At 39.8% G+C, this 25,105-nt stretch carries 26 protein-coding genes and 1 tRNA gene; 14 read left to right on the forward strand and 13 right to left on the reverse strand.

Translation table 11 applies throughout. The annotated features are described in order from the left end of the window. Positions 1-55: 55 nt before the first annotated feature. Complete coding sequence (locus EQG61_RS00455) at positions 56-685, forward strand: LuxR C-terminal-related transcriptional regulator (RefSeq protein ID WP_129459909.1); 630 nt, start codon at positions 56-58, stop codon at positions 683-685. On the opposite strand, the gene dnaG is transcribed toward EQG61_RS00455, so the two are convergent. The 5 genes from dnaG to EQG61_RS00480 all read right to left on the reverse strand — a co-directional run bounded on the left by dnaG (position 682) and on the right by EQG61_RS00480 (position 6,227). Then, a complete protein-coding gene (gene dnaG, locus EQG61_RS00460) occupies positions 682-2,667 on the reverse strand; it encodes a DNA primase (RefSeq protein WP_129459910.1) in 1,986 nt (661 codons plus the stop codon). The two genes, EQG61_RS00455 and dnaG, sit on opposite strands and share 4 nt — an antisense overlap. A gap of 103 nt (positions 2,668-2,770) precedes the next feature. Continuing rightward, positions 2,771-3,817, reverse strand: a complete 1,047-nt coding sequence (locus tag EQG61_RS00465; protein WP_129459911.1) for a hypothetical protein — start codon at positions 3,815-3,817, stop codon at positions 2,771-2,773. A 34-nt stretch (positions 3,818-3,851) separates the two neighbouring features. Further along, positions 3,852-4,568, reverse strand: a complete 717-nt coding sequence (locus EQG61_RS00470) for a hypothetical protein (protein ID WP_129459912.1) — start codon at positions 4,566-4,568, stop codon at positions 3,852-3,854. After that, the gene (locus tag EQG61_RS00475; protein ID WP_129459913.1) at positions 4,555-5,115 is read right to left on the reverse strand and encodes an RNA polymerase sigma factor; all 561 of its coding nucleotides are present in this window, start codon (positions 5,113-5,115) and stop codon (positions 4,555-4,557) included. The genes EQG61_RS00470 and EQG61_RS00475 overlap by 14 nt, the downstream gene beginning before the upstream one ends. 134 nt (positions 5,116-5,249) lie before the next feature. Continuing rightward, the gene (locus EQG61_RS00480; RefSeq protein ID WP_129459914.1) at positions 5,250-6,227 is read right to left on the reverse strand and encodes a polyprenyl synthetase family protein; all 978 of its coding nucleotides are present in this window, start codon (positions 6,225-6,227) and stop codon (positions 5,250-5,252) included. 107 nt (positions 6,228-6,334) lie between these two features. On the opposite strand from EQG61_RS00480, the gene EQG61_RS00485 reads away from it, so the two are divergent. Beyond that, positions 6,335-7,213 carry a hypothetical protein gene (locus EQG61_RS00485; protein WP_129459915.1) on the forward strand — a complete coding sequence of 293 codons (879 nt, stop codon included), beginning with the start codon at positions 6,335-6,337 and terminating at the stop codon, positions 7,211-7,213. A 56-nt stretch (positions 7,214-7,269) separates the two neighbouring features. On the opposite strand, the gene rlmN is transcribed toward EQG61_RS00485, so the two are convergent. Further along, positions 7,270-8,307, reverse strand: a complete 1,038-nt coding sequence (gene rlmN, locus EQG61_RS00490; RefSeq protein WP_129459916.1) for a 23S rRNA (adenine(2503)-C(2))-methyltransferase RlmN — start codon at positions 8,305-8,307, stop codon at positions 7,270-7,272. Between the two features lie 744 nt (positions 8,308-9,051). On the opposite strand from rlmN, the gene EQG61_RS00495 reads away from it, so the two are divergent. The 9 genes from EQG61_RS00495 (at position 9,052) to EQG61_RS00535 (ending at position 16,431) form a co-directional block, all read left to right on the forward strand. Then, positions 9,052-10,365, forward strand: a complete 1,314-nt coding sequence (locus tag EQG61_RS00495) for an ApeA N-terminal domain 1-containing protein (protein WP_129459917.1) — start codon at positions 9,052-9,054, stop codon at positions 10,363-10,365. A gap of 180 nt (positions 10,366-10,545) precedes the next feature. Further along, positions 10,546-10,845, forward strand: a complete 300-nt coding sequence (locus EQG61_RS00500) for a phosphotyrosine protein phosphatase (RefSeq protein ID WP_129459918.1) — start codon at positions 10,546-10,548, stop codon at positions 10,843-10,845. 291 nt (positions 10,846-11,136) lie between these two features. Continuing rightward, entirely contained in the window at positions 11,137-12,126 is a 990-nt protein-coding gene (locus EQG61_RS00505; protein WP_129459919.1) for a T9SS type A sorting domain-containing protein, read from the forward strand. Positions 12,127-12,470: 344 nt separating this feature from the next. Then, entirely contained in the window at positions 12,471-12,929 is a 459-nt protein-coding gene (locus tag EQG61_RS00510; protein WP_129459920.1) for an SMI1/KNR4 family protein, read from the forward strand. Positions 12,930-12,938: 9 nt separating this feature from the next. Then, positions 12,939-13,655: a DUF434 domain-containing protein gene (locus tag EQG61_RS00515; RefSeq protein ID WP_129459921.1), complete on the forward strand. Its 717-nt coding sequence runs from the start codon at positions 12,939-12,941 to the stop codon at positions 13,653-13,655. 208 nt (positions 13,656-13,863) lie between these two features. Continuing rightward, entirely contained in the window at positions 13,864-14,319 is a 456-nt protein-coding gene (locus EQG61_RS00520) for a hypothetical protein (RefSeq protein WP_129459922.1), read from the forward strand. 131 nt (positions 14,320-14,450) lie between these two features. Continuing rightward, positions 14,451-15,029: a hypothetical protein gene (locus tag EQG61_RS00525; RefSeq protein ID WP_129459923.1), complete on the forward strand. Its 579-nt coding sequence runs from the start codon at positions 14,451-14,453 to the stop codon at positions 15,027-15,029. A gap of 10 nt (positions 15,030-15,039) precedes the next feature. Beyond that, positions 15,040-15,588, forward strand: a complete 549-nt coding sequence (locus tag EQG61_RS00530) for a 3'-5' exonuclease (protein ID WP_129459924.1) — start codon at positions 15,040-15,042, stop codon at positions 15,586-15,588. A 201-nt stretch (positions 15,589-15,789) separates the two neighbouring features. Next, on the forward strand, positions 15,790-16,431 hold the full coding sequence (locus EQG61_RS00535; RefSeq protein WP_129459925.1) for an O-methyltransferase: 642 nt from the start codon (positions 15,790-15,792) through the stop codon (positions 16,429-16,431). Here the strand turns inward: EQG61_RS00535 and EQG61_RS00540 are convergent, their stop codons facing one another. The 5 genes from EQG61_RS00540 to EQG61_RS00560 form a co-directional block, all read right to left on the reverse strand. Next, on the reverse strand, positions 16,432-16,986 hold the full coding sequence (locus EQG61_RS00540; protein ID WP_129459926.1) for a phosphatase PAP2 family protein: 555 nt from the start codon (positions 16,984-16,986) through the stop codon (positions 16,432-16,434). Further along, complete coding sequence (locus EQG61_RS00545; RefSeq protein ID WP_129459927.1) at positions 16,986-17,345, reverse strand: Sec-independent protein translocase subunit TatA/TatB; 360 nt, start codon at positions 17,343-17,345, stop codon at positions 16,986-16,988. The genes EQG61_RS00540 and EQG61_RS00545 overlap by 1 nt, the downstream gene beginning before the upstream one ends. A gap of 35 nt (positions 17,346-17,380) precedes the next feature. Next, complete coding sequence (locus EQG61_RS00550) at positions 17,381-19,624, reverse strand: M1 family metallopeptidase (protein WP_129459928.1); 2,244 nt, start codon at positions 19,622-19,624, stop codon at positions 17,381-17,383. 63 nt (positions 19,625-19,687) lie between these two features. Next, on the reverse strand, positions 19,688-20,182 hold the full coding sequence (locus tag EQG61_RS00555) for a DUF6702 family protein (protein ID WP_129459929.1): 495 nt from the start codon (positions 20,180-20,182) through the stop codon (positions 19,688-19,690). Further along, the gene (locus EQG61_RS00560) at positions 20,169-20,918 is read right to left on the reverse strand and encodes a carboxypeptidase-like regulatory domain-containing protein (protein WP_129459930.1); all 750 of its coding nucleotides are present in this window, start codon (positions 20,916-20,918) and stop codon (positions 20,169-20,171) included. The genes EQG61_RS00555 and EQG61_RS00560 overlap by 14 nt, the downstream gene beginning before the upstream one ends. Positions 20,919-21,012: 94 nt before the next feature. Here EQG61_RS00560 and pepE point away from each other — a divergent pair, with 94 nt between their 5' ends. Continuing rightward, a complete protein-coding gene (gene pepE / locus EQG61_RS00565; protein ID WP_129459931.1) occupies positions 21,013-21,717 on the forward strand; it encodes a dipeptidase PepE in 705 nt (234 codons plus the stop codon). A gap of 192 nt (positions 21,718-21,909) precedes the next feature. Here pepE and EQG61_RS00570 read toward each other — a convergent pair. Then, positions 21,910-21,985: transfer RNA gene (locus EQG61_RS00570), tRNA-Gly, on the reverse strand. A gap of 133 nt (positions 21,986-22,118) precedes the next feature. Here EQG61_RS00570 and EQG61_RS00575 point away from each other — a divergent pair. Beyond that, positions 22,119-22,559: a GNAT family N-acetyltransferase gene (locus tag EQG61_RS00575; protein WP_129459932.1), complete on the forward strand. Its 441-nt coding sequence runs from the start codon at positions 22,119-22,121 to the stop codon at positions 22,557-22,559. Further along, positions 22,556-24,235, forward strand: coding sequence for a L,D-transpeptidase family protein (locus EQG61_RS00580; RefSeq protein ID WP_129459933.1), 1,680 nt, complete (start codon positions 22,556-22,558; stop codon positions 24,233-24,235). Before EQG61_RS00575 ends, EQG61_RS00580 begins: the two co-directional genes overlap by 4 nt. Here the strand turns inward: EQG61_RS00580 and EQG61_RS00585 are convergent. Further along, positions 24,209-24,895, reverse strand: a complete 687-nt coding sequence (locus EQG61_RS00585) for a murein L,D-transpeptidase catalytic domain family protein (protein WP_206733867.1) — start codon at positions 24,893-24,895, stop codon at positions 24,209-24,211. The two genes, EQG61_RS00580 and EQG61_RS00585, sit on opposite strands and share 27 nt — an antisense overlap. Between the last annotated feature and the right edge of the window lie 210 nt (positions 24,896-25,105).

Below are 25,105 nucleotides of genomic sequence, written 5' to 3' on the forward strand. Positions count from 1 at the left end.
AGAATTTATTAATCAAAAATAAGTTAACCCAACCACACTCTAAAAACGTTTATTTATGATTACAGTTTGTCTTGCCGACAATTTACCCGTAGTTCACTACGGTGTAAAATCCTATTTCAGGGACCATCCTGAAATATCGGTAGTTTCCAATGTAGGTAGCTTCTACATGGTTCCGGATGCTTTGCGCAACCGTGAAATCAATGTGCTAGTTATTGACCTGGAACTCGATGGTTTAAAAAGTATCTATGAACTGAAGGCCATCATTAAAAATTTCCCTAACACCAAAGTTTTGGTTTTCTCAAGTCTTAATGAGCAAGTGTATGCTCCCAATGCCATCAAAGCTGGTGCAGCTGGGTACGTACACAAAAGTTCAAAACTAGAAACGTTAGGAACCACCATTATCCGTGTGCACCAAGGACTAGTAATGATGAGTGAAAACATCAAGAAAAACTTGGCCTTGATTGCCAAACAAAACAAAACGGAACGCGTGTACCGTAAATTATCCAACCGCGAAATTGAGGTTTTACGTTACTTATCGGATGGTAAGAAAAACAATGAAATCTCTAAAATTTTGAATCTTAACGAAAAAACAATTAGCACCTACAAATTACGCTTGTTGCAGAAGTTAAACGTAACCAATCTTGTAGACCTTGTGAACAAGGCGAAAACTTTGGATATTGTTTAATTCAATCGGTGTCTCGAGATTACACGACCCAATTTTTTAGAAAATACGTTCGTGAGACCCAAATAATCAACAATCATTTCTAACGTGCTTGTATTATCAGAATCAGCCTCCGGGCTGATTTCTTTTTTTAGTTCATCGATAATTTGGTTGACCCAATACCATCGCAACGTCAATATCGTCTCAGTAACATACTGACCAATCGACTGGTCTTTTCCTTTGACCAAAATATTTTTCGCTTCCCAATTGTGCAATACTTCCCGCTCTTCATTCATTAAAATTCCGGTAACCTCCTGCGAGAGTTCGGGCGGCAATTGGGCAATATATTGGTCCAATTCAAAATTTTCATTACTATAAAAATACTGAATGACATCGTCGTAAATCTGCTTGAATCCCGTATGGGCCAATTCAATTTCGTCTTCTTGCAAACTCAAATAAATGCGGTGAAAAACTTTGTAACGGTTCATTTCCTTGACCTCAACCATTTCCCCATTCTCATCAGCTTTTATCAGTACGTCTTCAAAATCATCTTCGCTATCGCCATACAACAACAGCATCTCAATGATTTTGCGTTCCAATAATAACTGAATATTGACACCTTCTACCGGTTGGTTGGGTGTTTCATTGCGGTGGACTTCAAACGCTTTCTGTTCTTCCTTCTGCTTTTTGCCCAACTCTTCCAAATCCTTTTTGAGCAATTGGGCCAACGTATTGAACAGCACATCTTCTGAAATGTCCATAATGCGAGAACATTCTTGAATGTAGACTTCCCGCTTGATACGATCCGGAATTTTGGAAATACTCACGACCATGTCCCGAATCAAATCCGCTTTTTTTATAGGGTCGTTCTTGGCCTCATTCATCAACAACGAAGCTTTGAACTGAATAAAATCTTTGGCATTGGTATCCAAATACGCCACTAAATCCTGCAACGGTGTTTTCTTGGCAAAACTGTCCGGGTCGTCACCATCAGGAAAGGTGCAAACTTTGACGTTCATTCCTTCTTCCAAAATCAAGTCAATCCCGCGTAAAGACGCCCGCAAACCTGCCGCATCGCCGTCAAACAATACGGTAATGTTTTTGGTTAACCGACTCACCAATCGAATCTGATCGGGTGTCAATGCCGTACCCGACGAAGCCACCACGTTTTCGATACCTGTTTGGTGCATTTGTATCACATCCGTATAACCTTCGACTAAATAGCAATTGTCGTTTTTGGCAATCGCTTGTTTGGCATGCGAAATTCCATACAACACCTTACTCTTGTGGTACAAATCACTCTCGGGGGAGTTTAAGTATTTGGCCGCTTTTTTATCATTGGTTAAAATACGCCCACCAAATCCGAGTACGCGACCCGACATGCTTTGGATGGGAAACATCACCCGACCTTTGAACCGGTCGAACGTTTTGTCTTCGCCAACAATAGTCAAACCTGTTTTTTCGAGAAACTCCAATTGATAGCCTTGGGCTTGGGCTTCTTTGGTTAATGCATCCCACACATTGGGCGAATACCCCAAACCAAACTTTTTAATGGTATCGTTGGTAAAGCCGCGCTCTTTGAAATAGGTCCATGCAATGGCTTTCCCTTCTTCCGATTCCCACAGTTGCTTTTGGAAGTATTGGGAAGCAAACTCGGTCACCAAGAACATACTCTCGCGCTCGTTTAACGCTTCTTTCTCTTCATCGGTGCGCTGGGTTTCTTCAATTTCGATATTGTATTTTTTGGCCAAATACCGAATGGCTTCCGGATAGCTGAAATGCTCGTGCTCCATCAAGAAGGCAATCGCGTTACCGCCTTTTCCCGTACTGAAATCTTTCCAAATTTGCTTGACGGGCGAAACCATAAACGACGGCGTGCGTTCGTCAGAGAACGGACTCAAGCCTTTGAAATTACTACCCGCACGTTTGAGTTGGACATAGTCGCCTATGACTTCCTCCACGCGAACGGCGTCGTATACTTTATCGATGGTTTCTTTGGTAATCAAAATGGATATACTTTCATTTTTGAACTGGTAAAAATACAAAAAAAGACGCCCTAAAAAAGACGTCTTTTCTCCTCAACAAAATAAATATGAAATACTCCTGGGATTAATTGAAATCGAAGCGTACACCCAAGGAAATATTGTTCTGTTTTACGGCGTTGTTTTGGAACAACGGATTCAAATCGTATTTCAAATACAAGCTGGTTTGTTTGTAACCAATGTAGGTACTCAACCCATAAACAAAGTCGGATGCATTGAAATCTCCTTTTACTTTGGATTCATACTCCATATCGTTCAACTTGTATTCTGTTTTTTGTTTGGACTTGATGCGCAATCCAGCGTAACCTCCTACGCCTAAACGGAAACTATTGTGCGTACGGAAGATGGTTTTATCGTTTTTCATTTCTTTTTTCGAAAAATCAAATTCCAAATGTACGGGTGCAACCAAATACACATTGCGGAAACGCGCATTTTTCAATTCGACCGGACTCGTCACCAACACTGTTTGATCACCTTGTTTTTCAAACACCCGATTGTTGGTCGGACGCAAATCGTTGTACATTAACGACAACCCGTATTTGGCGTGCAATAAATTATCGTTTTTGAAAATACGTGTGTTATACGCCAATCCCCACTCATAGAAGCGCGAACCGGGATAACGGAAATCCGAATCTTCTACCGAACCGTCGGTTACCACATTGTTTAAACCAATGGCAAAAACAAATTGTGAGGTAGTGCGGCGTTCACCATTAAACTCGTATTTCTTGCCTTTAAGATCTTTTCTCTTTATTGAAAAAATATAGGTATGATTACCTTTTGTAGTATCAGAAGCGGCAATACGTCCGTCGACTTTGTCTTGCACCAAGGTGCGCAATTCGTCGTTTAAGCGATTTACTTCGGATTCAATTTTGGCAGCAGTAGCTTTCGCTAACGCTTCTTTCTCGGCAGCCGCTTGTTGGGCGTTGATTTCGCCTTTGTCCACTTTAACATTGACTGCTTCCACAGCGACTTTTAAAGCTTCTTTCTCGTCTTTAGTGACTTTCTCAATCTTTTCAGCGATGTTTTTCGCTTTGGATTCAAAGGTTTCTTGAGCGTGTACTTTGGTCGCAAGAGCGCATAAGGCTACGGCCAAGTAAAATGTAAAATTTCTCATGACTTCGTGATTTTTGTTTTTTGATGAATGATTGTTACTCCTGATTTCGGGTAGCTAAAGCGGATTTAGCCGATTGATAATTGCGGTTGAGGCGGTCAAACATGCGCTCGCGAAACGACTGATTGAGTTCGCCATCCACCTGATTCAACAAACTAGCGGCGTCCACTTTGATGTTGGTTTTGGCCAACTGCGGCTGGGCCATCGCTACGTCTGTTTTTGGGTTGGAACCCGTACTGTTTTGTGTATTCACAGTTGGGTTTTGTACTACCGATTGTGGCGCAGGCACTGCAGTTGCTGCATAACTTTCGGTAGTGGGTATTGCTTTTTGATTGATGATGCGTTTTTTCGGTGAAACCGTGTTCGACTTCTGACTGTCTGCTGTGCTTTTCGATTCTGTAGGTTGCACAGCTACGGCTTCTGTGGGTGCGGGTGTTCCAACAGGTAATTCGTTTACAGTTGTACCTGTGGGCTGACTTTGGGTCTCACTCCCTTCTTTTTGAGTGACTCCGGTTTGGGTATTCGCATCCGGCTCGGGCAGGTCGGAGGTGAAATAAAAGCCTAACGAAAGGAAGACCAAAACGGACGCCGCAATAGCCATATAGCGAAAGTAAACGCCAAACGGACGCTTGGTTTTTTTTTCTTCGGCTACGGTCAACATCGCATCCAAGCGATCCCAAGCTTGGGCTGTAGGCTGAATTTCCCGGCCTTGCAGTTGTTGTTTGATTTGTTCTTCCCAGTTATTCGGTGCCATTGGTGTACTGTTTTTGTTGGTTAAGTTGCTGTTGCAACATTTTTCTTGCGTGCGACAATTGCGATTTGGAGGTGCCTTCACTGATGTTTAGTAGTTCGGCGATTTCTTGGTGTTTGTACCCTTCAATGCAGTACAAGTTGAACACCATTTTGTAGCCCTCCGGCAACTGATCGATGAGGAACTGAATTTCATCTAAGGTCAGCTGACTCTCGATGCTGTTGTGTGTTTCCTCAAAGTAGTCTTCATCGTCCATGAAGCGCACTTTCTTTTGAACCCTGAGAAACGAAATGCATTCGTTGACCATGATGCGCCGAATCCATCCTTCAAAACTGCCTTTTTGTTCGAAGTGCTTCAAATTCGTAAACACTTTCATAAAAGCGGTGATCATCACATCTTCGGCTTGGTGGAGGTCTTTCACATATTGGCGACAAACTCCCAACATCTTCGGCGCAAACTTCGAATAGATTTGATGCTGCGCGTGACGGTTGTTGTCTTGCGCTAATGCGATCCATTCGTTTTCATCTTTATGGAGGTTAATGACCTTCATGTTTTGTTTGTTCCTAAGGGTTTCTATTGGGTAAGACGCCTCAACTTCAAAAAGGGTTGCATGAGGAAGTAAAAAAAAGTGATTTTTTTTGCAATTATTTTTTAAATCACTGAAAAACAGCAAGATAAAAATAGTTATTTTTTTCGTTCAGTAACGTAATTCACCATCAATTGAAGGCTTTCTTTATAGGGTGAATGGGGAAAATGGGTTAAAAGTGCCAAGGCTTCTTCTTTAAATTCCATCATTTTTTGCTCGGCAAAAGCCAATCCGTTCTTGTCTTTCACAAATTGGATGACTTCTTTGACGCGCTTTTTGTCTTTGTTGTGGTTTTTAATCGAATTGATGCACCAGCTCTTTTCTTTTGACGAACAGTTATTCAACGCATAAATTAACGGTAAGGTCATTTTTTGCTCCTTAATATCAATTCCGGTGGGTTTGCCAATGGCATCGTCGGTATAATCAAACAAGTCGTCTTTGATTTGAAATGCCATGCCGATGAGTTCGCCAAACTTCCGCATCCGCTCCACAACTTCATCGTCATCGGAAACCGAGCGCGCACCCAAAGCACAACAAGCGGCAATTAAGGTAGCGGTTTTTTGACGGATGATTTCGTAATAAATAGCCTCGGTAATGTCGAGACGGCGAGCTTTTTCAATTTGCAATAATTCGCCCTCACTCATTTCGCGCACAGCGACTGAAATAATGCGCAACAAATCAAAATCACCGTGATCGATGGACAGCAATAATCCTTTGGACAACAAATAATCCCCCACCAAAACGGCAATTTTATTTTTCCATAAGGCATTAATGGAGAAAAAGCCCCGGCGGCGGTTGCTATCGTCGACCACATCATCGTGGACCAAAGTGGCGGTGTGAATTAATTCGATGACACTTGCCCCGCGGTAAGTACGTTCTTCCACCCGACCGTTGTTGAGCATTTTCGCGGTGAGAAACACAAACATAGGTCGCATTTGCTTCCCTTTCCGATTCACAATGTAGTGGGTGATTCGGTTTAACAACGCCACCTGAGACGACATGGAATCCCGAAACTTCTTTTCGAATAATTCCATTTCATCCTGAATGGGTTGTTTGATTTGTGCCGTAATATTCATGGACTCCAAAGATACAACAATCCCTATAGTGTGAAAATTTTTTGAGGCGGCATTAAACTTTTTTTAACTTTCAGATTCTAACGGTTATAACCGAAAAATTAAAACCTATGAAAACAATGAAATGGCTATTGAGCGCCTTCGCCGTAACCTTAATGGTAAGTTGTTCCAAAGACGATAAAACCGCCAACTTCTCTGCAGAAGAAGCGACCGTAAATGCGAAAATGGATATCGCCAACAATGATGTAACCGACATCGTTGAAGAACAAGAACGCAGTACGTATGACAATACGTTAACCGGTAAAACCACCGAACCCACTACACAGAATTTACCTTCTTGCGCCACAGTTACCCGTGTCCCTGCTTTTGGTACGGCCATCACGCCGGGTACACAAGTAACCAAAACCATTGATTTCGGCACCACCGGCTGTCCGCTACCTAATGGCAATGTGGTTAAAGGTCAAATCATCATCACCTTTGTTTTTGATCCAGGAGCTACCAGTCATACCATCAATTATCAATTTGTAGATTTCTACCACAATGCGATTAAATACGAAGGGAACAAAACGTTTACCCGCACGATGACCACCGCTACAGCAACGTCTCCAAGTCACCCGATTGTAACCATGAACATGGACATGACGGCTACCTTCCCGAACGGCAACAGCTACCACCGTGTGGGTCAGCGCGTGCGCGAAATTATTGCCGGATTTGATACGCCTGCCCTATTAGCCGATAATGTGTACCAAGTAACCGGAAGTTGGACCACTACCTTCCCGAACACTACGATTCAAACCAGTACAATCACCACTCCGTTACAAGTGAAAATGAGCTGTATGGCGGTGAACAAACCACTGATTGTAAGCGGCGTAATTTCTATTGTTCGTAACGGCAACACCGCTACTTTGGACTATGGCGACGGTACTTGCGACAATACGGCTTTGTTTACCTTCAATGGCACCACCGTTACCATCATCATTGGCAATTAAATAAAAAAGGTTAGTTATAAAAAAAAACGTCCCGAGATTTTCGGGACGTTTTTTGTTTAGGATTTGTTGGCCAACTGACCGCAGGCAGCATCGATGTCTTTGCCGCGGCTGCGTCGGACTTTCACCACAATATCATTTTTCTCCAAAGCAGTAATGTAGGCCTGAATGGCTTCCTCCGACGCTTGTTGGAATTCTCCGTCGTCGATGGGGTTGTATTCAATGAGGTTGACTTTACACGGTACGTATTTGCAAAACTTCACCAAGGCATCCACCGCTTCACGGTTGTCGTTGATGCCGCGCCACACCACATATTCATAGGTGACTTTGCTTTTGGTAGTTTTGTACCAATATTCCAAACTTTCTCGTAAATCGGTAAGCGGGAAATTGGTCGTAAACGGCATAATCTTGTTGCGCGTACTTTCAATCGCTGAATGCAAGGAAACGGCCAAATTAAACTTCACGCCGTCGTCGGCCATTTTTTTAATCATCTTCGGAATCCCAGAGGTGGACACGGTAATGCGTTTGGGCGACATTCCTAAGCCTTCTTCGGAAGTAATCTTCTCGATGGCTTTCATCACATTGGGGTAATTCATTAAGGGTTCGCCCATCCCCATAAACACGATGTTGGAGAGTGGGTGGTTATAGTACAACCGACTCTCGCGATCGATTGCCACGACTTGGTCGTAGATTTCATCGGGTTGCAGGTTTCGCATGCGTTTGAGGCGCGCGGTGGCACAGAAGTTGCAATCGAGACTACAGCCCACCTGACTCGACACACAGGCGGTAGTGCGGGTTTCGGTAGGAATCAACACGCTTTCTACCACCAAACCATCGTGGAGTCGGACCGCATTTTTCACCGTCCCGTCGGCACTGCGTTGCATCTGGTCCACCTGAATATGGTTGATGACAAAGTGCGTTTCCAACAACGCGCGGGTCTCCTTGGCGATGTTGGTCATGTCTTCAAACTGGTGGGCACCTTTGGACCACAGCCATTCATAGACTTGATTTCCGCGAAAGGCTTTATCGCCTTGTGCTACAAAAAAATCACGCAATTGTTCTTTGGTCAGCGCTCGAATGTCTTTTTTGTCTTCCATGGGGCAAAGGTAGATAGGAATTGTAAATTATGAATTATAAATATAGAAGTTTCAGGTTTCAAGTTTCAAGTTTAAGGTTAGGTTCTGGTAAACTCACGTTAGGAATTTCTCAGAAGCTCAGCGGCTCAGCCTTTAAGGAGCTTTAAAAGGTTTCAAGTTTCGTACGCTAGAAGGGGTGACGCAGTTTTCAGTCGCAGTATGCAGTGGGTGTAGAAGTTTATGGTTCTAGTAAACTCACGTTAGGAATTTCTCAGAAGCTCAGCGGCTCAGCTACTCAGCGGTTTTCTTTTGGTTTCCTTCGAATTTCCTCCCATTTCAAAGCCATTCATGTTACCTTTTACATAAGGTTTAGTGGCACAACTGTGGCACAACCGTGGCACAACCCCGAACCAAACCGCAACCAAACCGGAAGATGAGTCGGAGAAAGTGTACAGTAATCAGTGAACAGTATACAGTATACAGTGTTCAGTATTTCGTAAATGTTTCAGGTTGGGAGTATGGGCAATTTTTTTTAAAATTTAGAATTTAGAATTTAGAATACTAAAAAATGGGTGGTGCGGAATCCCGTAAAATTCCACTCCTTGCCTATTGTACCTTTGGAATGGAAAAATACCTGCGGGAATTCGGAAAAACCCTAGTAGGTGTTTGTAGAGGAATGTTTAAATTGCCGCTTAATGATGATTTATAGAAATCAAGTATTCGGATCCTCTCATTTAAGTTAAACAGTAAAGAAATCATATATTAATGGAATATTTTTTTGGAAATATAAATTCCCCTTTTTCAAATGAAAAAATCGAATCAGTAAGATTATTGCATACTGAGAAGAAAATTGAAATTGAATTTCCATCTGAAAGTAAAGAAAATGTAAAAATAGAGGCAATACATGGCTACTTCAACGGTTTAGGAAAAATTACACTTTTAGATTGTTATTACTCAGGTATGGAAATTGGATCTGGTGGAGCAACTGTTAAATTCAGTGCCAAATATATATTGAAAGGTGATTTTGTTTTAAATCTCAACCATTCGCAATTCAGTACATTAAAATTTGAAATGAATGGATTATTGGGTTGGACCAAACTATCTCAACTAAACTACGATTTTTTCAAGAATAGGACAATAAAATTAAATGAAATAGAGAATATTGAAATATACAATTCTGATGAAATAAAAATAGAATTGTATGTCACACTTAACTTAAATTCTCAGAGAGAATTTAATGAGTTAAGATTACGCGAAAATGTTGGTATTAAGGTAATATTTAAAAATAATTTAAGGTCAATAAATGATACATTAAAAATAATAAATGCTCTTCAAAAATTATTCAAAATTATCGGAAATATTTATACAGGATTAGAATCCATATGTTTATATAAAGAAGATGATTTAGAATATGAAGCTATTCTGATATGCAGTGATTTAATCAATTTTGGAGAACCAGAAATTTACAGTCCAAGTCTTAATTTCATCGAACTTAAAGATAATTTTCAAAAAATAATTGGTAATTGGTTAACAAATGAAGATTTAAAAATAAGTGTTGACTTAATTTTAGAAAAATCAATTAATTCTAAGCTAAGTATTGAAAATTATTTTTTAAATAATTGTTTTTCAATAGAAACCTTACACAGAAGATTTAACAACTATAACCCTTACGACAAAAGAATATTAGAAAATTATAAAAGAGAAATTTTAAGCCTAATTTCTGAAAATGAAATAAAAGAATCAATAATTAACAGCTTTGCTCACATAAATGAGCCAAACTTCAAAGGAAGACTTTATCAATATATTGAAGATTTTAAATCTATTTTACCTAATGATATTGATGTGGATGATTTTATCACAAGAATTGTAAAAACAAGAAACTACTTGGTTCATAGAAGTTCAAAGAAAAAAATATTTAATAACATTGAAATGCTTTATGCTTCATTTTACATTGAATCTATAATTAAGATAAATATTTACAGGATTATTGGTGTTGATGAGAATCTTTTAAAAAAATCTATATTAAAACCAAAAGATTTAATTAAATCAATGTTTGATTATAATAATACAATTGAATAATTAAACCCCGATAGCGCGGATTTACTTCGTCTGTTCGGCTAAAGCCTTGAGTGCAATCCGTGAAAGCAGTAATGAGTAGGAATTGAAAACTAAATTATTAAATCAAAGCACGGTTTGAAAATCTGGAATATGAAAACTGACACAAAACTTAAACTGCTGTTTGTTTGTACCATAAATAGAATGAGAAGTGCAACAGCTCATAAAATTTATGAAAATGACGACCGTTTTGAAGTTAAGTCGGCAGGGACAGACAAGTCAGCAAACACCGTTCTAACAGAAGAAATATTGCATTGGGCAGACAGTATTGTAGTAATGGAAAAACACCATAGAAATCATATACGTAAACATTTTCCCGAAATCTATAACAACAAGAGAATTGTTTGTTTGTACATTCCTGATGACTTTGATTATATGCAGACAGAACTCATCGGAATATTAAAAGACAAAGTGGAAGATGTTTACAGCAGAAAACTTATTTGACAGACGCCCTATATCGGATTTACAACCCATGGAAGAAGTATTGCATAAGAATTAAAAACCAAATCATCAAAGTAAAGACTAGATTGCATATCCACACTATCAGAAAAATACCTGCGGGAATTCGGAAAAACCCTAGTAGGTGTTTGTAGTGAAATGTTTAAATTGCAGAAGGATACAAAAACGTAAACCAAAAATAAATTTTAGATTTAAAAACCACTTAAAATCTGCATTTGAAGGTATAAAAGAACGTGCTTCAAATCCATTTTCTGAAAATAATAAAAATAAAATAAGATGAGAAAATACTTTATATTATTGATTGGTTTACTAAGTTGGAAAATTAGCTTTTCTCAAATTTACTATTCTAATTATCTGGACACTACTTCGGAGTGGCGTATCATTCAGCATAATGCAGATGCTACAGAACATGAATTTTTCTTCAGAACACTATTTTTTGATGGTCTTGAAAATATAAATGGGTACACGTATTACAAAATGTATCAAACCTACTTTTCTATTATTTATAATATCGATTACACTTCTATTTTTACACCTCAAACTTCACCCAACACCCAATTTATTGGATACCTAAGAGAAGACATAAACGGCACTTTTTATTTATTCAACAATGGACCCCAAGCTTTTTATTTTAACGAACAAATTTTCCCAACAGGTACTGAGACGGTCTATTTTGAGAATCAAGCGGTACTGAACGCACAATTAGGTGATCCTTATTTCTCCAATTGCAATGTAGAAAATATTGATACGTATACGATGTCAACGGCTAATTATAAGAAAATTTCCGCTGCAACGGGAAGTATTCCAACAAAAGGATCAGCTTTGGAGGGTGTTGGAACCCTCCTCAACTTCTGCAGTCCCCAAGGTAATTTAGATTTAACATTGATTAATTACAATAGAATTCATTGCTACACCAAACAAGGCCAAACCTATAATTTCTTTCCAAATTATTATTTACCCGATTTCACGTTAGTGGAGTGTTCTTTCTTTGCCAATGCTAACAGACAAAATTTAAACACCGTTAGCGTAACAGCTGCAGATTTTAAAATCTATCCTAACCCTGCAAAAACTGGGGTACAAGTAACTAGTGATACTAAAAACATCGCATCAATCGCTCTATTCGATATGCAAGGAAGGATATACAAAACGGTTACTGTAAATTCGCTACAAGCTTTTCTTGATTTAACTGAATTGCAATCTGGTAATTACATTTTGAGCCTAACAACTGAAAATAACACCTGGAATTATAAGTTAATTATTGAGTAATACAATACATGCAAATTTGTATTCCGTACTCCCTAAACTCAAATAAGGAAACCACCTCTCTACGCTATAGTTCACCCACGATTGCTAATGTAACCCTGCTTTAAGCTGTGTAATACTGAGCATGATGCTGGGTAATACTAAGCATGATGCTGGGTAATACTATACCCGATAGCGCATTTGCTATCCGTATTAGCAGTAATGCATAAGAATTAAAAACCAAATCATCAAAGTAAAGACCGGATTGAAAATCAGTGTTGTTGGTTAAAAATTACAATTCCAACTCTTCAAATTATTAGTATATTCACATTAACATTTATGAATCAAAGCCAGAATAATTTAAACTCATGGAAATACTCTATTTACAACAATTGAGAGACGAAGGCAATTCGATATCTCATTGGCCTATGCAACCCATATCATTATCAGAAATAGAACATTTGGAACAATTATATAATAATGGCAATCCGTTTCCAAAGGTTTTGAGAGAGTTTTTGTATATCGCAGGCAATTATTGTCCTGTAATCGATATGGGTATTGAAAACACGCAAGAGGAATGCCAAGAAAGGTATAGGGAACTTCTGTTAAATGAAGGAAAAGTACTTCCAAGACCTTTTTTTGGTATTGATGTTTGGAACGGAGATAGTTTTTTATATATGTATTTAGACGAAGGTGACAATCCTTTGTTAAGAACCGTTTACTACATTGACGAAGCTGCTGGATTAATGCCTGTACATGAAATAACACAATTTACATTACAAAGTATAATTGAGTTAAGAATCGAATTACGAAAAGAAGGGTTTTAATAAAAAAAGATGCGGAAAAACAGAGGAAAGAGTGCTGAAGATGAGGGTTTATTTGGTTTGGTGAAAGAAATTGATAAACTCAGGATAGCTTTAGAAGATATGAACTATCTATTAAGTAGAGGCTATGCGGCCAAATCATCCTTGGAACTTGTAGCTCGGAAATATCGATTTAAAACAAAACAAACCATAGCCTTACAAGGAATGTCATGTGCAATACACGATGTTGAGTTACGAAACCTGAAGCAATGCAGCGTATCACAAATGAAGGATAAAAAAGTATACATCGATGGTTTTAATCAATTGATTCTGCTTGAAAGTCTTTTATCAGGAGCTTATGTATTCAAAGGAACAGATGGAGTATACCGTGATACATCATCGATTTATGGTAATTACAGACTTGTGAACCAAACGGAAGAAGCATTATTCATCATTGGTACTGTTTTAAAAAAATTAGAAGTTAAAAAGGTAGTTTGGGTTTTTGATGCTCCTGTATCAAATAGTGGTAAATTAAAAACCGTTTGCCACAAAATTGCAGAAGTGAATAATTTTGATTGGGAAGTTATCTTAGAAATGGCTCCTGACAAGTACCTTTCAAGTACGGAGGATGTAGTTGTTACTTCAGATGCTTTGATACTTAATCAATGTCATCGTTGGTTTAATTTATTTCAATTTTTAATTGAAAATGAAAATTTAGTTGATTTGAATGTAATAAATATTGTGGATTAATAGTATCCTCGTTCCCACGCGCATTATGAAATTCGAATGAGTCAACTTGATAGCCGTTTTACAATCCGTGCAAGATGTAATGAGTGAGAATCTAAAACTAAAGTAGTAAAGTACTGCCTGAAAATCCACGCTATCGGGAAGTTCAATTCAAATTATATCCCAAAAGCATTTAAAAATCCGTTTTGTGTCATTATAAAAAAGTAAATATATGAAAGTAAATGAACTGATGATTGAAATCAACAATTTACTACTTCATCCGATGGGTCGCTATGAAATCGATGGATATTTTTGGAGGGCCCATAAGATTTTGGAAACTTTTACCAGTCAGGATTGGGAAGATTTAAAAATTGACTTACCAAAATGGAGTCAAAATCAATTAGACTTTTTAGTTGAAACGTTATTTAAGGGTGATGGGTTGAATGATCCTATGGATGATAATTTTTTTATAGGATACATTTTTACACTATCAGAAAATCAGTTAGCAAGTTACATTTTGTCAGAAAGATTACACTATTTTTTAATAGAACAAAACATTACATCAACCGTATTATTACAAAGTATTTTAAATAGAATAAACCAATTACAAAAGACAGAATACCGATGCGAAGAAAACATTTATGCTTTTTATGTCAACAAGATAAACGAAATAATGAAAGACCTATAACGCGGATTTACTTCGTCTGTTCGGCTAAAGCCTCGAATGCAACCCGTGAAAGCAGTAATACGCAAGAATTAAAAACCAAATTATCAAAGCGAAGTAATGATTGAAAAGCTACGCTATCAGATTGAAATCAAATGAGTATATCGATTAAATATAATAATGAACTTGGTAAAGAAATTAGTTATTCTAAAGCAAGTAAACTTCAAGAATATTTTAAAGTATTTTTAGAAAATAATACACCTATAAAAGAAGAAAGATATCAAAAAGGATTATTGGTTGATACTTCCTTTTATGTAACTTCTCAATCTCAAATAGATACTATTTTATTAACAAACCCTGGGGTTTCATTTGAATATGAGTATCTAGTTAATGGCCATAGGATTAAGGAATATTTAAGTTATAATGATAATGTATTGGCAGATAAAAGAGTTTTAGTTTATAATTCACTAGACGAAACTATTTGCTATTGCAGATATAAATTAGAAGGTACTATTTTTATTCCTGAAGAGACAGAAAAATACTATTACGAAAATGGAGAGCTGAAATATAAATTTGATTACCTCAATAATGACGGGACTTTATATATGATATATGATGAGGTATTCTATCAATCAGATATTTATCCTGAAGACATCGGTAATACTGAGATTACCAATTTTTCATGGGCAGGTTTTGAGTACTATCAAAATGCCTTACCAATACTACCTTTATAATAAAAAACAAATGGCAAAAATCTTAGATAAAATACTTATAGTTGACGTAGAAGCAACTTGTTGGGAAGGTAAACCACCACATGGTATGGAAAGTGAAATTATTGAAATTGGAATTTGTCTATTAGATGTAAAATCAGGAGAAATATCAGAAAATAGAGGTATTTTAGTAAAACCTGAAAAATCTGTCATAAGCCCTTTTTGCAAAGAACTTACATCAATTACTCAAGAAATGATCGATGCAGAAGGTATTTCTTTCAAAGAAGCTTGTAATGTATTGAGGAATGAATATAAAAGTCAAAGTAGGGCTTGGGCTAGTTTTGGAGCTTATGATTTTAATCAGTTTCAAAAACAGTGTAATTTAACTGGATTACCTTATCCATTTAATAGTTCTCATATTAATGTTAAAACACTTTTCGCTCTAAAAAAGAAATTGATTCACGAACAAGGAATGGCTGGAGCATTAGCAATTTTAGACATTCCTTTAGAGGGAAAACATCATAGAGGTGTTGATGATGCAAAGAATATTGCAAAAATTATGAATTGGATTTTAACTAATTAGTAAATAGCCTCAATTGCGCAAAGTCCCGCGCTCTGCGAATTCTCCTGACTTCGTAGCTCGTAAACCACCTAAAAATTATTATTTGTTACCACACGAAAGATTCGCGCGGCAGTAGGGGAAGTAAACCCACGCTATCAGGGTCAAACAATAGCCTTCGCAAATTCCAGTTTCTATTCGTACTTTTGCCGAAAATTCATCCTTATGCATTTCATCTCTGAAGAACTGGAATTGTATGTCGAACGGCATTCGCAAAACGAACCGGAATTGTTGGTGCAACTCTTTCGCGAAACGCACCAAAAGGTATTGCAACCGCGCATGCTCAGTGGGCATTTCCAAGGCAGGGTGTTAAGTATGCTATCGAAAATCATTCGCCCCAAACACATTCTCGAAATTGGAACCTATACCGGATACGCTGCACTTTGCTTGGCCGAAGGTTTAGCCCCTGAAGGCACATTGGACACCATTGACATCAAAGAGGAATTGGTGGGCATCCAACACAAATACTTCAACCTTTCCCCTTGGAAAGACCAAATCACCGCGCACTTGGGCAATGCCCTAGAGGTGATTCCGACGCTGGATAAAAAATTTGACTTGGTGTTTATCGACGCCGATAAAGAAAACTACATCGCCTATTTCCACCTCATCGTCCCGATGATGAATCCGGGCGGGATTATTTTATCCGATAATGTATTGTGGAGTGGAAAAGTCTTGGAGGAATTGGATCCACGAGATACGAGTACGAAAGTGCTGCTGGAATACAACGCGCTTTTGAAAAACGATCCGCGCGTAGAAACGGTCTTACTACCCATCCGCGATGGATTGACCGTGAGTCGGGTGCTGTAATTATTGTTTTAAAACGAACTTGCGAAACAAGCGGTAAGCGCCATAGCCGTAGAGCGCTCCAAAAAGATAGCCGGTCAAAATATCACCGGGGTAATGCAAGCCCAAATAAATACGGCTGTACGCAAAAATCAGCGGAAACAAAAACAACAGTGCCGCGTATTTGTAATACGAGCGCAACAGCGCAAAGACCAAAACCGTTGTCGCCATGGAATTGGTGGCATGTCCAGAATAAAAGCTATAGGTATCACTGCATTTCACTACACGTATCAAACCCTGTAAAGCGGGTTCGTTACACGGTCGCAAGCGCATGAAATAATTCTTGAATAAATTGGCTGATTGGTCGGTGACCACCAACAACAGTGCCGTACACAACAGCAAATACAGAAAGTTGGTTTTGCCTAATTTTTTATACGCCAAAAATAAAATGACGGCAAAATAAGGCGCCCAATGCAGCTGTTTGGTTATAAACAACCAGAGTCCGTCATACGTTGACGAACCCAGGTTATTTAAAAATATCATCAGGGATTGGTCCCAAGCTATGAGTTGGTCGATCACTAGCGTTTGCGTTTTATAGGTCCGGTCATGGACTCAATATCTTCTTCGACTTGTTGCACAGGATTGGGTAAATCCAACAACGATTCGTCTCCTAAATCAATATATCCGGCGGGGCCAACACTTTCCTTGGCTTGATCAACCTCTTTGGTAAAGGTTTCGGTCAATTCCTTCATGGAGTCGGTTATCCCTTCGGTTTGCGCACTTTTCTGAATTTCGTGTTTGATTTCGTTGGTCGTACTTTTCAAATTGGCCATGAACTTCCCAAACGTGCGGGCAAATTCAGGGATTTTATCCGTCCCGAAAAGCATCAACGCGATAAAGATGATGAAGATTAATTCGCCTCCTCCTATTCCAAACATAATTCTTGTATTAGTGTCGCAAAGGTACGAAGTAATTAGTCAAATTTCGACTTCACTTCTTGTTTTGGCCACACGTTATTTTGTGTATCAATATCGGCCGTTTCCTCTTTGGGGTCTACGGTAATTTTGGTAATCGCTTTGGTTGTGGCAAACGTACGGCTCACTTCCTTGTCGTTCATACGCCAGATTTGTGCTGGAAATTGGTGCATTTCAGTCGTTCCGTCTTCAAAGGTGAGCTCGACCAACAACGGCATTACCAATCCGCCCGGCTTATCAAACGTTACTTGATAGAAGAACTTCGGTTCTTTTAATTTTGCACGTTCTTCGGCGGTAAAATGTTCGTTAACATAGGTGTCCAAAGCTTTGAAATCCTTAATCACAAACGGTTTGTTCAATTCGGGTTTGTAATCACTGCTGCCTTCTTCGATCATATAGACCATCGGACCCACATCTGCATTGCGACGGCGGCGTTTTTTCATAAACTCCTCCACTTCTTTCGAAGGTTCGTTGCTGACAAAATACTTCTTCACTTCTTTGATGCCAATGTCGTTGTAATCGGTGGTAAAGAACCATCCTCTCCAGAACCAATCCAAGTCAAACGCCGACGCATCTTCCATGGTACGGAAGAAATCTTCGGGCGTTGGGTGTTTGAACTTCCAACGGTTGGCGTAAGTTTTAAAGGCATAATCAAACAATTCACGCCCCATAATGGTTTCGCGTAAAATATTCAATCCACAAGCGGGTTTGCCATAGGCATTATTCCCAAACTGACGGATGCTTTCCGAATTGGTCATGATAGGCTCTAAGTTTTTTTGGTCACCACTCATATACGGTACTATATTTTTGGCCGGACCACGTGTTGCAGGGAATTTAGGATCCCACTCCATCAAGGCCATGTATTCCATAAACGAGTTCAATCCTTCGTCCATCCACGTCCATTGGCGCTCGTCAGAATTGACAATCATTGGGAAGAAATTATGTCCCACTTCGTGCACAATCACGGAGATCATACCATTCTTTACACGGTCAGTATATTTTCCATCGGCATCCGGACGACCCCAGTTCCAACAAATCATGGGGTATTCCATCCCTTGGTCTTGGGCATGCACCGAAACCGCTTTGGGATAGGGATAATCGAAAGTATGGCTGGAATAACTTTTTAAAGTGTGCGCCACGACACGGGTTGAATATTCACCCCACAACGGATTTCCTTCTTTGGGATATACAGAAACTGCCATGACATTTTTTGTGGCTAATTTCACCGCCATCGCGTCCATGATAAACTTACGGGAAGTGGCAAATCCAAAGTCGCGTACATTATCCGCTTTAAACTTCCACGTTTTCTTTTTGTCTGAAAATCCTTTTTCGGCAGCTGTAGCTTCTTCTTGGGTTACAATTACAACGGGTTTGTCAAACGACTTTTCCGCTTCCGCATAACGCGCCAATTGAGCGGGTGTGAAGATTTCGTTACGGTTCATCAGGGTACCTGTAGCTTCCATGATATGGTCAGCAGGTACGGTGATTTCTACTTCGAAATTCCCAAACGGTAAAGCAAACTCTCCCGAACCCCAGAACTGTTGGTTTTGCCACCCTTCCACATCGTTGTACACGGCCATACGCGGATAGAATTGGGCTACAATGTACAGGTTGTTTCCGTCAGCATCAAAGTGTTCGTAACCCGAACGGCCGCCATCCAATAGGTAATTGTTGATGTTGTACCACCATTTGATGTTCAAACTAATCTTTTCACCATGGGCCAAAGGCTTGGGCAACTCCACGCGCATCATCGTTTGGTTGACGCTATAGGCCATCGGTTTACCCGCAGCATCTTTGATATATTCGATATTGAAGCCGCCATCAAAGCGTTCTTCCAAATATTTACGTGAGAATTGTTGCGCGCCCAACGCCGGTTCGGTACGGTCACCGTTTTGCAAGGGAGACAACGACTTGCGGCTGTGTTGGTTTTGATCCAATTGAATCCAAAGGTAATCCAATGCTTCTTTGGCGTTGTTGGTATAGGTAATGACTTCCGAGCCGTACACTTTTTGGTTGCGGTCGTCCAATTCCACTTTGATTTTGTAATCGGCTTGCTGTTGGTAGTACTCAGGCCCCGGTGCTCCCGATGCCGTACGGTACATATTGGGCGTAGCCAACACATCATACATTTGCTTGAACTTATCCGGATTGCGGTAATTCGGATCGGGTTTTGGCGTTTCCTGAGCCACCACAAGAGCGGTAGTCAACAAACTTACAAGTAGAAAATTGGATTGCTTTGTCATTAGTGTTTGTTTTTTAGGGTCATAAAAATACTTTTTTCTCGTTGGAGGCCAAGTATTCCCAAATTATTTTAACATTCCTTTAGTTTTTTCAGCATCCAACACAAGTGTCTGTTTTCCTCCATTGAATTGAAAATGCATCATATTTTCTTGTTCGTCAAAAACCTCCGTCAGGATAGTATTGGACACTTCGATTTGAGTTACCTTGGCTACATCGGCACAATTCAAATAGCAAACCAATACGTTTCCATCGAGTTCGCTGCTCTTAAACGTGATCGGCTTTCCTTGGTGGTTGACCGTGATTTTGAGTTGGTCCAAAAGGTATTTTTTCAAATCTTCGGTATCGGTAGATGATTGTTTGTCCGTTCCTAAAAAATGTTTGGTTTTGTATTTTTTATCCAATGCCGAATTGAGGTCATCGACAAAAATACGGGCGGTAATTTCCAATCGTTTTTTGGCCACATTGTGATTGACCTGATAAATGGCCATGTAAAATTTGTGTAGGGTAAAACTGGAACACAGCACCCATACCAAAAGGAAAAGGACATTATTTTTTTTCATCGCTTTCTTTGGGTTTTAAAAATTCGACGAGCAACTGACTCAGTTTAAACTTTAACGGGATTAAGTTATCGGATTTGACCAATGCGCGCACCTCAGCGTTTTCCACAGCATAGTATTGAAACGCTTTAACCTGATCGGGCGCCAAATGCAATTGGTCGGCGAAATAAAGCGAATCCAGTTTAGTGGTCAAGGCGGCTAACGCCAATTCTTTTCGTTCGACTTCCAACTCTTTTTTAAGCATGGCGGTACGACCGGTAATCGCGTTAATCATGGGATCGAGCGGCATTCCTCCTAACGGAATCATCAGAATTTGCCAGGGAGAAAACTGGCCTGCAGTACGCAATTTCCGTTCGGCCGGCGTATAGTGTTTAGGCTTGTAGTCGATGATTCCCATTTTTTGCGCATCGAGTTTGACCACACGCACTTCGTCCAAATTATAGACGGCAGCTCTTAGTTTGACTACCAATTGTTTTTTCTTGTAAAGGGCTTCGTCAATTTTCACAAACTGTTCTTCATAGCCAACGGCAGAAATTTTGAGCGCTTCATTGAGTTGTACGGGAATGCGAAAGCGCCCCGTTTCATTGGTCATGACGGTGGCATTGGTCACAATATTAGACACGTTGATGTTTGCGAGTTCGTTGCGCAGTTCCGACACAACAAGTCCTTCGAGCCAAACGGGTTCGTTCTGACTCCAACTGCATTGGATCACGAAAAGAAGAAAAAGCCATTTCCGCATGGGGTAAAAATACCGAAAACCAAAAGGTTGTTTCCAACCATCAGTCTAAATTTTTGTTAATTGTTACCTTTGTGCGAATTGAAATCGGATTTCCATGAAAAAAATGATCATCGCTAGTACGTCGACCTTACACGGCGGCACCTATTTGGAGTATTTGTTACCAATGCTTGAACACCATTTTTCCAACGCCAAAACGATTGTTTTTATTCCGTTTGCCCGACCTGGCGGAATTTCCCATGATGAGTATACCGCCAAAGTGAGTGACGCTTTCGCAAAAATTGGAAAATCCGTGGTGGGCTTGCATACGTTTGCCGACCCGAAACAAGCGGTCATGGAAGCTGAAGGAATTTTTACCGGCGGAGGCAATACGTTTCAGTTGGTTTCCCAATTGTATGCCTTAGATCTTTGGGACAGTTTGCGTGCGGCATTAGAAAAAGGCACTCCATATTTGGGTTGTAGTGCAGGCAGTAATATCACAGGAGTGTCGATGCAAACCACGAACGATATGCCAATAGTGTATCCGCCATCGTTTCAAACCTTGGGTGCGATTCCTTTCAATTTGAATCCGCACTATTTGGACCCGGATGCAAACAGCACCCACATGGGCGAGACGCGGGAAACCCGAATCAAAGAATTTCATGTATACAACCGTTTACCCGTTTTAGGGTTACGCGAAGGGAGTTGGCTGGAAGTTCACGGGGGCACAATTACTTTACGTGGCGCTTTAACCGCACGTTTATTTCTACAAGGGCAAGAACCCGTGGAATTGGAATCGGGAACGAATTTGAGTGATTTATAAAAAACAAAGCCTTCTTGAAAGGCTTTTTTTTGGGCATAAAAAAAACCTCCAGAATCATCTGAAGGTTTTTGGTGGAGCGGAAGACCTACCTTAGGCAGGCAGGCGAGTTTGCTCGAACTTCTTTCGCTTATGTGTTTTTTATGATAAAAAATGGCATAAAAAAAACCTCCAGAATCATCTGAAGGTTTTTGGTGGAGCGGAAGACGAGGCTCGAACTCGCGACAACCAGCTTGGAAGGCTGGAGCTCTACCAACTGAGCTACTTCCGCTTTTGTGAGTGCAAATATAAGACGATTGTTTTTACTTGTGCAAGTTTTTTTTAAAATTTTTTTGTCGGAATTTTAGACTCGATTTCCCGTAAACGCTAACGTTTTTAGAATTAATCCCTTACGGTCATCGCTTATGACATTGCGCATTCAAAAAATAGATTCGGCTACCACCTACCCCCTACGGCAGGTGGTATTACGACCGGGAAAGCCGCCGGAAAGCTGTCTATTTGCGGGAGATGATTTACCTTCAACAACCCATTGGGGGGCTTATGTTGGGGAAGAATTAGCAGGAATTCTTTCGGTATACGAACAATTCCATCCCTCCTTTTCGGAAAACTACCAATTCCAATTGCGCGGCATGGCTGTTTTACCAAATTACCAAGGTCAATCGATTGGTAAACAATTACTTTTGGCGGTGGAAAATGCTATGTTTACAACACAAGATGTGCGAATTTGGTGCAATGCCCGTTCGAGTGCCGTCGGTTTTTATGCGCTTTTGGGATACGAAACGGTAGGCGATGAATTTGAGATTCCATCGGTAGGTCCTCATTTTATAATGACTAAAAAACGATGAAAACAGGAATCCTTTGGTTGTTGAGTTTACCCCTACTTTTTGTCATTCTGTATGGAAAAAGCGGGCGTCATAGCATTGCGCCAAACGAAGGCACACCTATTGACTCTACCCTTACTTTGTTTCAAAAGAATCCGTTACTTAAAGAATTTTACCGTTTGAATCAATACACGTCCCAATGGAACGACACGTTGATTCGAAAAGAGCTGTTGGATCATCTTGCCCGTGCCGAAGAAGAAGGTTTACAACCCAAAGATTACGAATACGAAACCTTACGAGACAGGGAAAATCACTACACCGAATTATCGGATTCCTTAAAAACAGATTATGAGGTGCGTCTGAGTCGGAGTGCCTTACGCTGGTTGCGGCATTTATCAGACGGTAAACTCAACCCCTATTTGATTTATGATGACTGGGATTTGCGGCGCACGCCTACCCAAGTTGCCCCGCTATTACAGGAAGCGTTGCAACAACGGAATTTGACTGCAGTTATTGAGGGCTGTAAACCCAACCATCCGGTCTATCAAAAATTAAAACGAAGTTTAAAAATCTTACGAGGTTATCCCGACAAGTTTATTGGTTTGGTGAATTTAAAAGAAAAAATTCTTCCCAATCAAAAAAGCAAGTACATTCCCATTATTAAAAAACGGTTGATGTATTGGGGCGATATGCCGGAAAAAGACACGATATTGAATCAAACCTACGATGCCAAAACCCAGCGAGCGATGTTGCGTTTTCAAAAAAGGCACGGGTTGCGTCCGGATGGAATAATCGCACGGGCTACAATTGATGCGCTGAATTATTCGCGGGATCAACGCATTGAACAAGTGATTGTCAATATGGAGCGGTGGCGGTGGTATCCGCGGGAATTGGGGTACCATTATCTGTTAGTGAATATTCCGGCCTATAATATTGTGGCGGTGAAAGACCAAGACACCTTGCAATACCAGCGTGTAGTGGTTGGCAGGGACACGCGCCCAACGCCCATTTTATCTTCCAAAATATCGAATATCAATTTGAATCCGAATTGGACCGTTCCGCCCACCATTTTAAAAGAAGATTTATTCCCAGAGGCGGAGAAAAACCCCTATCATTTCCGTAAAAAAGGATTGCAAATTTTGGATAAAGACAATCAGGAAGTCGACCCAAAACTGTGGAAAAAAGAAGATGCGTTTCGGTATAAATATGTTCAAAATCCGGGACGCAATAATTCATTAGGACTCATGAAAATTAATTTTCCCAATCGGTTTACGGTGTATTTGCACGACACCAACCATCGGGATTATTTTTCTTTGAGTTACCGATCGCTGAGTTCGGGCTGTGTGCGTTTGCAAAAGCCGTTGGAAATGGCCGAACATATTTTGAACGACAGTATCATTTGGCCCTTACAAAAAATCAAAGATACTACCGATATTGCGCATTACCAAGCGTTGCGGGAATTGAAAATCAAACAACTTACCCTGCAACAAGCCAAATTGAAAAAGAAATATCCCAATCGGGTAATTGCTCCAATCGATTTACCGAAAGCAGCACTAAAAACGATTTACATCAAAGTTAAAGATGAAATCGCCATCCATCAATGGTATTGGACGGCTTGGGAAGAAAAAGGAGTTCTCCAATTCCGGGAAGATATTTATTGTTTGGACGCCAGTTTATATACTCTGCTCCGTTATAAATGACGATTGTTCCAAATAGGTTTTTTGCGGTGCATAAATAAACAAACACGACTGGTCTTTGATCATCGGAATGATGCGGTTGGCTTCTTTTTGAGCTAAGGCAGGACAGCCCTGACTACGCCCTAAACGATTGAACTTTTGAATGTGTTTTTTGGAAACATACGTGGCGCCGTGCATGACAATAGACCGTTGTTCTGCGAGATCATTAAACCCTGGTTCTAATCCTTTTAATTTTAATGACAGGCCGTGTTTGCCATAATAAATGGATGTGGTCAAGTAAAATCCGAGGCTACTTTTAAACGAACCCTCTTCATTGGAAAAATCGGTGGGCTGCACTAATCCCGAATTCATACCGTGGGAAACATAAGTATGTTCGACCACTTTGTACTGGCGCATGTCAATTACCCACAAACGTTTTTCGGTGGATGGTAATGAAAAATCAATTAAGGTCAGATACGGTTGCTGAATTTGCCCTTCATTATCAAGCTTTAGATACCCTTGCATTCCATATGCAAAACAATCCCAATGGGGAAGTTCCTGTGAATTAATTGTCAGTTGGTCATATAAACTGCGGACTTCTTGCACCGAAAAAACACGAGAGGGCACGGTTGTAAAGGAGAAAAAAAAGAAACAGACCATCCCTGCAAAAAAGCGTAAAGGCATAGGCATTAGTAGGTTAATTGTTAAACTTGGGGAATCAAATGTAAATTTTAGTTTTGGAACTACCAACATAAAAATGTTAAAATTATCGACGTAATGATTATTTTAATCGATGTAATGCATTGTTTGCTCATTTATTTGTGCAAATTCGTATTTTTAGCACTGTTCTGATATTGGAATATCTAATGTACTGTGTTACATTTGCATGCCTTT

The organism is Flavobacterium stagni (assembly GCF_004122105.1).
Lineage (GTDB): Bacteria > Bacteroidota > Bacteroidia > Flavobacteriales > Flavobacteriaceae > Flavobacterium > Flavobacterium stagni.